Origin of the sequence: Balneola vulgaris DSM 17893, from assembly GCF_000375465.1 — a bacterium.
Lineage (GTDB): Bacteria > Bacteroidota > Rhodothermia > Balneolales > Balneolaceae > Balneola > Balneola vulgaris.
The window spans coordinates 1,025,703-1,038,306 of the sequence record NZ_AQXH01000001.1; the positions used below are offsets into that span (position 1 = coordinate 1,025,703).

A 12,604-nucleotide genomic window follows, 5' to 3' on the forward strand; every position below is an offset into this window, starting at 1 on the left:
CTTATTGGTGTAAGGGAGAGTACAAAGTTTATGCTTTTGCAATATCACGCCAAACATTGTCTTCTTTGGCTTGAAATTTTTAAAGGAAGCAAGTTCTGCAGGGCATATTCATCCGAATAGCAATGATAATAGCGTAGACTTTTCTGAAGCTGCGCAACCAGAAATATACTTCTTAAATGTTCTATGAGATTGCACTTTGGTTGTTGAAATGAAATAAGTGGACCCCGTGAATCACCCTCTCTTACTCTTTAACAAATAGTGTTACTCACACCGAACAAAATTCATTGATAATTTATGAAAAAAATTACGACAACCCGTTCAATTGTCCATAGGTATTAGTACTCATTATTATAGGTACAAGTACCTATAAACATCGTAGAGATGCTCATATATCAACTTATTATGATGACAGAGAAAGTGGAAAAAGCTAGAAGTATTGAACTCCTTAAAGGATTAGATCCATTTAAAAAACGCCTCAACCGAGTCTTCGATTGAGGCGATACAAGTCAATATAGGTACTACTTTATCAAGGTCATTCTATGCGACTTCACATAATTACCTGTCGCAATTCGGTATATATAAATTCCAGATGACAAATTACTCGCATCAAAGGTTACTTGATGCCATCCCGCACTTCGGCGTTCGTTATTTAACAAGGTGGCTACCTTACGGCCTAGAAGGTCGAACACCTCTAAGCGCACTTCGCCTGCTTGTGGAACACCAAATCTAATCACCGTAGATGGATTAAATGGATTTGGGTAATTCTGCATTAAGTCGAACTCAGTAGGGATATCCACTACCATATCTTCAGAGCTCGTGAACATTGGGCTTGAATGCACTTCCACGGTATCTAAAGCTACGATATTATCAATGTTAGCCACTTGTATAGCCACAAAGAAGGTATCGGCATAAGCTGGTGCTGTAATAGCTAGTTCTCCACTGTTGGTATCGAAGCCTATGGTTTGCAATGAATCTGACACTACACTAAAACTGAAATTCAGGGCATTGTCAGGAGTGGAAGCATCGCTAACATAATCCCAAAGCTGTAGAATGCGGGTATCTTCAGTTAAGATCTCAAAAGGTTCTGGAAGCGGTGAAAATATAGGCTCGTCATCTACGCCTTCTTCCCCACCCCACGATACTACAATGTTACTCGACTCACGCAGGGCTCTGAGTGCTGTAGCCCCTTCAGTGTTAAGTTCAATACTTCCAATATTGATACTTTGTACGGCAGTATTCACTTTGTCTTTCCACCCCACAAACATCTTACTCACATTATCAGAGCTCATGCCTGAACCCACTAGGAAACCAGAGATTGAATCTGGGGCCGAAGAATTTACTTTGGCCTGAGTACTAGATGTATCAGGGGCATTATCAAAATACTGCACGCTCGAAATATCCCAAGAACTTATGTCCTGATTGAAGGACTTTGCCCCTTGGAACATGCTCGCCATGTTGGTGACGTTAGAAACATCCCAGTTTAATGTTGTTGTATTCGTACCCCCTTTATTATTTCTTTTTGCAGCACCTGGACTAAAGCCATTGTTAAAAGACCATGCATTACTAAACATCAACTCAGTATTTATAGTACTGCTTAGATCCCAATTCCTTAAATCCTGGTTGAATCTTGTTGCAAAGCCAAACATTGCATATGTAGTTGTGACGTTACTCACATTCCAGTTACTAATATCTTGATCAAAATTAGACCAAACAAACATTCGAGACATGTTTGTCACACTACTTACATCCCAAGACCCAATATTCTGATTAAAGTTTTCTCTATAATCAAATAAACTTGACATATCAGTTATTCCTGTTGTAACCGTACGAGCAAGTTCAGGATTATTTTCATTTTCATCCAGCAATGCAATAATTCCTTGTCGGTCTCTAAGTGTAAAAGTCACTTCCTCGGCAACTCCATCCTTATCCAAATCATACATTAATGTTTCACTTTCACCCACTTGTGTACCCGGTTTTGCAATAATGGTAACCCCGTTATCAGCAATAAAGAATTTACTTTCTTCCACATCCGTTACGGTAACGGTTAGGGTTATACTAGCTGTGTTATTTGAAGATTGCCCATCATCGGCCTGAACGGTAACCTCATACATGTTGTCAGCATCCACATCAGATGGATTTTCAAAGTCTGGAGCCGCTTTAAAAGTAAGTGCTCCTGTTGAGCTATTTATTGCAAATAAGTCACCATCGGCACCACCCACAATGGAATAAGTTAAACCAACATCTGCGGCACCGCCCTCGCCATCGGTGGCTTGTATGTCGATCACTGTGCCCGTAGTGTTTTCAGCAAAGTTGACAAGTGTTGGAGTGCCTGATGCTAAATTATATTCTAACACTGAGTCAGTAAATCCAATGATATACATTTTTGAACCATCTGCATTAAATTCTATACCATATGGAGCCGATTCTTGGTTGTTTACATTAATTGTTTGATCATCTCCTGCATAAACCACGGTCGATAAATCGTAAGCTGTACCAAGAGAATATTCTACTACAGATCCATCAAGTGTATAACCATCTGTAGATATACCTGAATTTTCTAAAACAAATAGCTTTGTACCATCTCCGTTGAAGATTAAATCTTTTGGAGATATCAATTCAGACAATAATGAAAAATGATTTCTTGTCCCACTTTGTGTAACAGTCGACACGTCAAAAGCCATTCCTAAGACATACTCAACAATCAAAAGCTCTTCCGTAGTTTCATTAGAGCCGAGTACATACATCTTAGTCCCTTGACTGTTAAAAGTTAAACCATACGGCCTCGTAAACTCTACACCTACAGAATACCCTTCTCCAGCTGCATGTACAGCCGTAGACACGTCAAAAGCAGAACTAAGGTTATATTCTATCACCTTATCATTCGCTACACCTATCACATACATTTTTGTTCCATCAGTATTAAACGTGAAATCATGTGTAGTTACTTCTTGAGCATCAAAATTAAACTCTTCCTCGATTCCAGAATAAACTGCTGTAGATACATCATAGGCTACCCCCAACTCATACTCGACAACAGCATTATCATATCCAAGTACAAACATTTTCATTCCGTCATTACTGAACTCTAATGACAGTGGGTTTACATCTTGGGCACTTACATCAAACTTTTCCTCATCACCTGCATATACTGCTGTAGATACATCATAAGAAGTAGCAAAAATAGGAGCATTGTTCTCTTCCACATCTGTAACGGTAACTGTTAGAGTAATACTAGTTGTATTATTTGAAACTTCTCCATCATCGGCTTGTACGGTTACTTCATAAACATTATCAGAATCTGAATCAGATGGATTTTCAAAGTCTGGGATAGCATTGAAACTTAGTTCACCTGATACGCTATTTATTGTAAAGGCTGTTGCATCTAAACCACCAATTATGGAATAAGTAATACCTATATCCGTAGCTCCTCCATCACCATTGGTGGCTTGCACGTCGATCACTGTGCCCGATTCGTTCTCAGCAAAACTTACCTTTTCAGGAGTTCCCATATTGTACTCTATGACCGAAAACGTCCCCAAATCAAGCAAGAACATCTTAGTCCCATTTCCATTAAATGCTATCGCCTCATGCAATAAAAAACTGGAATTAGTTTTTTCATGACTAGCTTTGTATACCGAAGAAGACAAACTATAGGGCGTACTCAGCGAATACTCTACTATTATACTATCTGAGGTACTGACAAACATCTTTGAACCATCTTTATTGAGGGCTAAATTTTTTGGATTAATTATTTGTGTAGCTACACTAAATGAATCAGCAAGCACCGCCGTAGATACATCATAAGCTGCTCCAAGATTGTATTCTAACACCGAGTTTTCATTAGTTGAAATTTGTCCATTACCATTATAAGTAAGCGCGAACATCTTAGTTCCATCTGCGTTAAACTCGAAATCTGTTGTATAAGCTTCTCGATCAGGATTAAAATAGTACCCCTGCTCGCTACCGGCGAAAACCGCAGTCGAGATATCAAACGGAACGCTTAAATTCAATTTTGAAATAAAAGACCCATTACCCCCTCCCATTACAAACATTTGGGATCCATCACTGCTAAATGACATAGCCCCAAGATGAGACTGATTAGCTAGCTCAAAAGTATTCACTCCCTCTGCAAATCCTGAGTGCGCTGCTGTCGATACATCATTCGCAACACTCAATTTATACTCATGAATGAAAGAAAAATCTACAACAAACATCCTGGTACCATCCGCACTAAAAGTGATATCATAGGGTAAATCCGTTGTGTCTGTTGGCAAAGCAAACTCTTTTTCCAGGCCAGCATACTCCGCCTTAGTTAAATCATAAGGAGTACCAAATACAGGGGCATTGTTTACTTCATTTACTGTTATGATGAAACTATCATCAACACTTAACTCTCCATCACTGGCGCTGACCGTGATATTCGCCACTCCAAATTGGTTGGTGTGATAATCCAAAGTTAATGTATTTCCAACGATTGAAGCTGTAACCAATGTAGTATTGTCGTTCAATACAATGGTGTAAGCAAGTGCACCCGAAGCTGTCTCGGCATCACTAAAGTTTGCACTTAAATCGATAACTGTATTTGGCGCATTTTCATCTACCGTAACATCCGTTATGGGTGTGCTCACAATTGGTGCAGAATTAGCTTTCACCTTACCCGGCACCGGTGTTTGTGGATTATCCTTTAAGTAAGGATGACTCACGGTGTCCCCCGTCATAATTGCCCAGGTATTTGTAAAATCAAAACCAGCATTAGCAAATGAGATTGAATCTCTCATTGCCGATTTTGTTAAACTCGAAGTTTCAATACCGTTTGAATTCCAAAGGGCATTGGTTTCTACACCAGAAAGTGTGCCTGCGAAATAATTGTGGGATTGGGTTGCCACACTATAGCCAATAATACCGCCTTCAAAATTACTCCCTGATACAGTTGACAGTGAATAACTGTCGGAAATTGTACCTCCATCATTAACACCTCCTACGATACCACCTGCTCGTTCGCCTGAAACTGATCCGATTGAATAGCTTTTGCTAATAAATGTATTTTCATCGCCATACGATTCAATATTACCGGCAATACCACCAACAATGGGTCCGGTAACCGTTCCATCAAAAGAACTTTCTGTAATAGCCCCATCATTCCATAACGCTCCAGCGATACCGCCTACACCATTTGAGGAAGGGGATGTAGATGTAACCGAACCTGTTACATGCACTTTAGAAACAATTCCGCCACTTACATAGCCAATTGCCCCAACGTTGTTATCATTTGAAACTGTAACATTAACATTTGTAAGCTTTAAATCTTTTACAGTTCCTACGTGATGCCCGATTAAGCCTACATACTCCTGAATATTGTTATTAATAAAAAGTCCACTAATAGTGTGGTTATTTCCATCTAAGCTCCCTGAAAATACAATGGAAATACCTCTGGTTAACGGAATCCAACCTTCACCTTGATTATAAGGAGCTACATCAAGGTCAATATCTGAAGTCAATTTAAAATGATCTTTAATGCCAGCCATTGGATCATTCAAAGTTCTGATAGAATCAAGCTGTATAGCTGTTGAAATCAAGAATGGCTCAGCTTCGGTTCCAATTCCACCATCAAATATACTTGCCAAGATATATCCACTGGAAATGGTGGCACCAGCATCCATTCCATCATTCGGAGTTACATCCAATCTTAGATATTTAAAATTATCCGCTGAGGTTGGAGTGTAAGTTTTCGCTGTAGAATCAATGATAGCTACCTCACCTGCCCCATTTGCATCATCGGCTCGATACCATTGGAAAGTACTTCCTGATTCTGTATCACCATCGGCATCGGTAAAGTCGTATGTTGCTGTGATTTGAGTTCCGATTTTAGGATAACCAACTACTTGTACATTTTCAGCTACAGGAGCTCTGTTGCTCTGATTTATAGTGATGACAAATCCCATTTCATAGGTGTTTACCCCACCATTTTCTGTACCCCCGTCATCAATGACCTGAACAGTTATAGCAGCTACACCTGAGGTATCTGGAGAAGGGGTGAATGTTAATGTCCCCGCATATTGGTAACCACCTGAAGGTGCCGTACCAGTAATTTCGATTTTAGGCTGCACTTCGAACAAACTCGAATCTCCTGTACTAACCGCATATTCCAACGGTTTCTGACCGGATTCATTAGAAGGGCCAGGCTCGAAATATGCAATAAAAAGATCCTGCACATATTGTCCTGAATTATTGTCCACAACTGGGTTAGGGTAATTTATTTTTGCAAACGGCTCATCATTTACAGCACTAATGTTGATTTCAAAAGTCTCTATGGTTTGATCTGTACCCCCATTTGCAGTTCCCCCATCATCACTCACAGTTACGGACACTGTGACCACTCCATTACTATCAGGAGCCGCCGTATAACTTAATATTCCTGTAGAAAGGTCAATGGTTGGAAGATTAGTAAAAACTGAGTCATTATTAGTATTTATAAGAATACTTAAGTTTTGAGCAGACTCATCAGTGCCACCCTTTGAATTCACAGTAAGAAAATTCTCTACTATTTGTTCTCCATCATCTTCATAAATTGTTTGATTTCCAGCTAAAGTAAATTCAGGGCCATCATTCACTGGATTAACTGTAAGTGTGAAGCTATCCTGTACGGTTAAGCCTTCGCTGTCTTCAGCTTGTATAGTAAAATCTGCTATACCATTAGCATTAGATTGAAGAAGTATTACTAAAATATCTTGCGTATTGTCAACCGATGTAAATACTAATGATGGGTTAGAATTTGAAACTAATGTGTATATCAAATCTGCATCATTGTCTTCTGCATCACTAAATACATCGGTAAAATCTATAGGAGTTACGGAACTGTCTTCGTTTACAACGATATCTATCACGGCATTTGAGACTATAGGTGCTGTGTTCAAAATTGGCACCTCCACATAACTACTAGATGACGTACTACCTGTATTGGTTCCATCACTCGGTGTGATATCCACGCGTAGGAACTTCCCTGCATCGGCTGCAGCTACGCTGTAGCTTGTCCCCGTAGCACCTGCTATCAGTACCGCGTTGGTTCCCGCTCCATCATCGGCACGGTACCACTGAATACTTGTTCCTGATTCTACATCTCCTTCGGTATCGTTGTAATCATAACTTACCGTGAGCACATCCCCTTCCGCAGGCGGTTGTGCAGGGTTCGAGGTATTACTCACTACTACATTCGTTGCTGTTGGCGCAAAGTTTGCCGGACCAAAGCCTAGATTTCTCAACCCAGGATACCCATCCATCTGCCACGTCCCTGTAAAGTCCCAGCCCGTAAAGGTGCTTTGGGTCTGCATTTCGGTAGTGGTTTTTGCCGTACCCCCTGCACTACTGGCTTGGCCAGTGGTCATGGAATCCCAATAACTACTGTTGTAGGTGTTTCCTAGCGTCTCCAATGTGTAATCATCTTCAAACCCTACTAAGCCCCCTAGGTTCACCGCAGATACATCCCCACTTACCGCTCCAGTTGCATATGAATTGGTTATGGTTACCCCTCCGAATACGGCCCCTACTAAACCTGCAACATCATCGTAGCCACTTACCGCTCCGGTTGCATAACTATCACTGATGGTTAGGGCAATACCGCCACCGGCACCTCCAACTAAACCACCCACTTGTGACCCAAATCCTGTCGACTCTGTAACACTCCCCGTTGCGTAACTCTCCGAAATACTCCCTCCATCCATATAACCAACTAATCCACCATAGTAGGCAAACCCACCGGTTCCCACTACTGTGGCCGACGACCAAGCATGGCTCAAATTCCCCGCAAATTGATTCCCAATCACACCACCTACATTATCTCCACCAGTTACGGTACCTGTAACGAATACTGAGTCGATTACTGGAAGGGTGTCCATTTCGGGGTTCCCAACAACCGTTCCACCTATCAGCCCACCAACATTCGTAAACCCGGTGATGTCTACATTCGCCAAGCCTACATTTTTAATAACCCCAAAGCTCCCCAAATATTTAAATAACCCTACCCCTGCACTATCCGCTTGACTCATATACAACCCAAGTATAGTATGGCCACCTCCATCAAAGGTGCCTGTAAAAGCCACGGGCATAAAGGTACTCGTGTCGTCATAGCCTATGGCGATCCAGCCAGCCCCCGCATTCCAGAAATCCCCCGAAGGATCTCCTGTGGCTGTACTTAAATCGAGGTTTCCCGTCAGGATAAAATGACTGTCGAGATAATTTCTAACGTTGTCAAGATCAGCCGCAGTTGCAACCTGATACGGATCAGCTTGCGTTCCCGAACCTCCCGAAAATTGAGCCAAGGCTGGATTCACACCAACCATGAGTAGTATAAATATCGTTTTATATATGAGTGTAATCGCCTTTTTCATCGCAATTGGTATTTGGTTATTAGCATATGTAATATGGGAACTAGTTCACGCAAATTATCTTTACAGATATAGCCTTGAACCTGTAGTTCTTTAGCTCTCTTTTTATATAGAGGGGAGTTATGACTTGATACAATGACTACTTTTGCCTCCGAATCTATTTTCATTAGATGTATAGTAGCATCAAACCCCGACATTGCACCTAATTCTATATCCATAAGAACGAAATCTGGTTTAAACTGTGGATATATTGAAATAGCCTCTTCAGCACTTCCACATTCTCTCACAACCAACTCATTGCTGATAATTGTTTCAATATATTGCCTCAGTAATCGTCGTATCTCACCATGGTCGTCTACAATTAGAACGTTCATGTATTCCTTTCAACTGGTTCTAGCTATAGAGCTAACCACTTTGTTCACATTTTCCGAAAAATGAGTGTATAGATTTCGATAATCTATAGAGAGAACTACCTATTCTTCTAGGTACAACTACCTATATAAATGGTAAGGCTACCATCTTTTCTCATGATTAAGTGCATATTTTAGAAGGGCATGTGCTCCACTTAATCCCAGTTTATTACAAATGTTATTACGATGATTTTGAACCGTTTTAATACTCACGTTGAAGTAATCTGCAATTTCTTGGCTGGTTTTCATTAAGGTAAGCTGTTTCATGATTTTCCGCTCAGTCTCTGTTAACAAGTCAATACCATATTTATCCGTTGCTTCAGGAGCAAGCCTTGAATTACGGCGAAGTAAATATTCAGAAATAACGGGGCTTAAATAGTATTTACCCTCAGCAACAGTTCTTACGCAGTTAGCTATTTCTGATACGGTATTTTCTTTGAGCACAAATCCCTTTACCCCAATATCCATGGCCTTATTGAATACTGTTTCATCATTGTACATGGTTAAAAAAATTATATCTACAGATAGAGACTCATAGTGCGCTTGTTTAGCTACGTCAATACCCGTTTTTAAGGGCATTTCTATATCTAGTATTGCAATTTCTGGCTTTTGCTCTCTTATAAGCTCTAAGGCCTCCTCCCCATTAGTTGCTTCTATAACTTCAAAATCATCCTCTAAGTCAAATACTTGCTTAAGTCCATTAAGCATTAGTGGGTGATCGTCTGCAATCAATAATTTTATTTTTCTACCCATGAGTTAATTGGCACTCTAAAAGAGAGTGATGTTCCTATATGATTTGTATTAATTTTAAATACCCCACCTAATGATTCAACTCGTTCAATCATTCCCGTAAGTCCTAAGCCTTCTTTGTGCTCCCTTTTATCTGGATTGAACCCTGACCCATTATCTATGATGGTGGTGGAAATTTCTGAGTTTTCTATTTTGACAAATATTTCAGCTTGTGTAGCTGAGGAGTGCTTTAAAATATTATTAATGGCCTCCTGAATAACACGATAAAAATTGATTTCTTTTTCTGATTCTATAGTATTGTCTATATCGTCAATTTCAACAATCCAGTCTATATCAGAAGTCTGTCTCACATTGTCGCATAAATTCATAATAGCTTCGGTGAGGCCGAATCGTTCAAGATGAACAGGTCGCAAACCATGTGAAATGGTACGAACATCTGATATTGAACTTTGTGCACTATCAACGATATCGTTCAGTTGCTCTTGAAGAGCCATTGGGTTGTCTAGATAATTTTTAGCCAACTCTGCCCTATTTTTAATTACAAGGATCTGCTGACCTAAACTGTCATGTAACTCGTTTGCAATACGCCTTCTTTCCTGTTCTTCAGATTCTATGAGTTGTTCTGAAAATCGCTTCTGTCTTTCATTTTCTGATTTTAGCTGCTGAACTTTTCTATAGTACATGCTCACTATTACCATCACACCGGTAATAATGCTAAAAAAGTAAAACCAACCCGTTTGCCAAAAAGGAGGCACTACTGTTATTCTGAAGGATGCTCCCTCATCATTCCATACTCCACTGCTATTAGCTGCAACAACTTGAAAGGTATAATCGCCAGGAGGAATTTTTGTATACAAAGCCGAACGTACACTCCCTACATCAATCCAATTCTCATGTAGGCCTGCCAAGCGATATCGAAATTTCACTTTATCAGGATCTGTGAAATTAATAGCCGTGTATTTGATTTCAAGAAAGGTATCATTGTATGAAAGTTCTACCTTTTCTGGTGATGAGAGTTCAAATTCACTTCCAGTAATCTTTTCAATATAAATGGTAGGTGTTGCATTCTTATCACTCACTTGCTCTGTTGTAACCACTGCCACACCACTCACTGTTGGGAAGTAGATATTACCCACGGAATCTTTAATTGCACTAGGCTGAAAACCACCATTTGTTTCAGCTGAATTCATTCCATCGCCTGTGCCATATGAATACGAAGAAACTTCTTTGATTTGACCTTTTGCGAAATCATTTAGCTCATTTCTTGAAACTCTAAAAATTCCTCTGTTACTACCAATCCAGAAATTTTCATTCTTATCTACCACAATATGGGATACAACATTATCAAATAAACCATCCTTACTACCAATGTTTAGCAGCTTATCCCCCTCCATTCTGAATATTCCATTCCCATATGAACCAAACCAAAATATTCCCTCATTGTCTTCATATATAGCTCGTATATAAGGCTCATCTTTTTCATTTAAATATCCTTCTGCAGATACCAAAGAAACATTTACCGCTGTACTGTCAGCTATTTTGTACACCCCCGTAACGGTGCCCGCCCAAATAGCTCCACGAGTATCTTCAAAAATCACTCGTGTCTCAGGCACATCAGAGCCATCTGCTTTTTTGTATGAACTAAAGCCTGACTCGTCGTTGTACTTAAAAATACCGTTACTGCATCCTATCCAGATATTGCCTTGTCTATCTTCATAGAGCGCAAAAATATTGTCTCCTTCAAATCCATCCGAGAGATCAAACCTTTTACCCTCTTCATGTAAAGAGTTCGACATATACAAGCCTTCTGAACTAAACCAAACTCTATCTTTTGAATCTTGAAAAACTGACCAAACACAATTATTTGGAAGAAAATCATTACTAGCTGGGTAATCAACTACACCATTTTTTGAGACAAAATAACCTCCACAGTTTGTCCCAAATACTAAACTGCCATCATTCAATTTTGTAAGTGAAAGCATTCGTTGATTGGTTAAGCCATTATTCTCATCAATCATGGATATTTTGGTTTTTTTAAACCGGAACACCCCTTTGGCAACCGAACCAAACCACAGATTACCCTCGTTATCTTCAAATATAAATCGAATTTGAAATCCTAATCCCTCACTCTTACCAGGTATCTTAAATGGCTTGAAATGAGAACCGTCATTAATAAAGACTTCTTTATTGGAATATGCCCATAATCTATCATTGCGATCTAAATAAAGCCCTATTAGATCATTCACACTTAACCTCGAGTTCTGTTCAGGTAGCTTAATTTTATTCCCTTCTAATTTCAGAATTCCATTATTGGACGTTCCGATAAAAATTGACCCAGGCTTTTTTGGGTCTTCAACCATTTTTACAATATGGGAATTAACATCATTGCTTAGATCGACAATTTTATACAGCCTATCTTTGTAGCTCTTTACAATTGTTTTACCCAGAAAGAGATGAACCCCTGAAGTATCATTAGACATTTGTTCCAAGATGGTCTCATCCGCCTGCCAAAGAGTTTGGCGTTCAAATCGATTATTTTTCAGTAGATAAAAACTCTCATTTAACGCTCCCCAAATTCTTCCATCTTTATCTTCACTTATCCATCCCGCAGATATTGAGGTTGTTCTATTCTCTATAGTATATGAAGTTGCTTTGCCTTTCGACAAACGTACTACCCCTTGCTCTGAAGCTCCCCATATATTTTTATTACTATCTTCAAATATACTTACTACGCGATCGTACTCGAGCCCTTCCGTATTCGATCGGTTGAAAGTTTTGAATTGATGGCCGTCAAATCGAACTAATCCACCAAATGTAGCTAGCCATATATAACCATCACTCGTTTGAATGATATCATTAATGGTACTTTGAGGTAACCCTTCGGCCAAACCGAATTGCGTAACGACATAATTCTCTACTGCTACTTCTTGGGCAAAAGTAGATGAACATATGAGTAGATGAATACCAATAAATAAAAGCCGCCTTAAAGTCCTTTTTGCCATCCCACGTATTGAATAACGACAAAAATAACGAGGGAATATTGAAAAGCAAATTATTGATAAA

General features: G+C 39.6%; 4 protein-coding genes. All 4 read right to left on the minus strand.

Annotation, left to right across the window (positions count from 1 at the left end; all coding sequences use genetic code 11):
- Positions 1–518 precede the first annotated feature (518 nt).
- Positions 519–8,336: a BspA family leucine-rich repeat surface protein gene (locus B155_RS0104450; RefSeq protein ID WP_018127041.1), complete on the minus strand. Its 7,818-nt coding sequence runs from the start codon at positions 8,334–8,336 to the stop codon at positions 519–521.
- A gap of 44 nt (positions 8,337–8,380) precedes the next feature.
- Positions 8,381–8,755, minus strand: coding sequence for a response regulator (locus B155_RS0104455; RefSeq protein WP_018127042.1), 375 nt, complete (start codon positions 8,753–8,755; stop codon positions 8,381–8,383).
- Positions 8,756–8,893: 138 nt separating this feature from the next.
- A complete protein-coding gene (locus B155_RS0104460) occupies positions 8,894–9,544 on the minus strand; it encodes a response regulator transcription factor (protein WP_018127043.1) in 651 nt (216 codons plus the stop codon).
- Positions 9,529–12,543, minus strand: coding sequence for a ligand-binding sensor domain-containing protein (locus B155_RS0104465; protein WP_018127044.1), 3,015 nt, complete (start codon positions 12,541–12,543; stop codon positions 9,529–9,531). Before B155_RS0104465 ends, B155_RS0104460 begins: the two co-directional genes overlap by 16 nt.
- Positions 12,544–12,604: the final 61 nt, after the last annotated feature.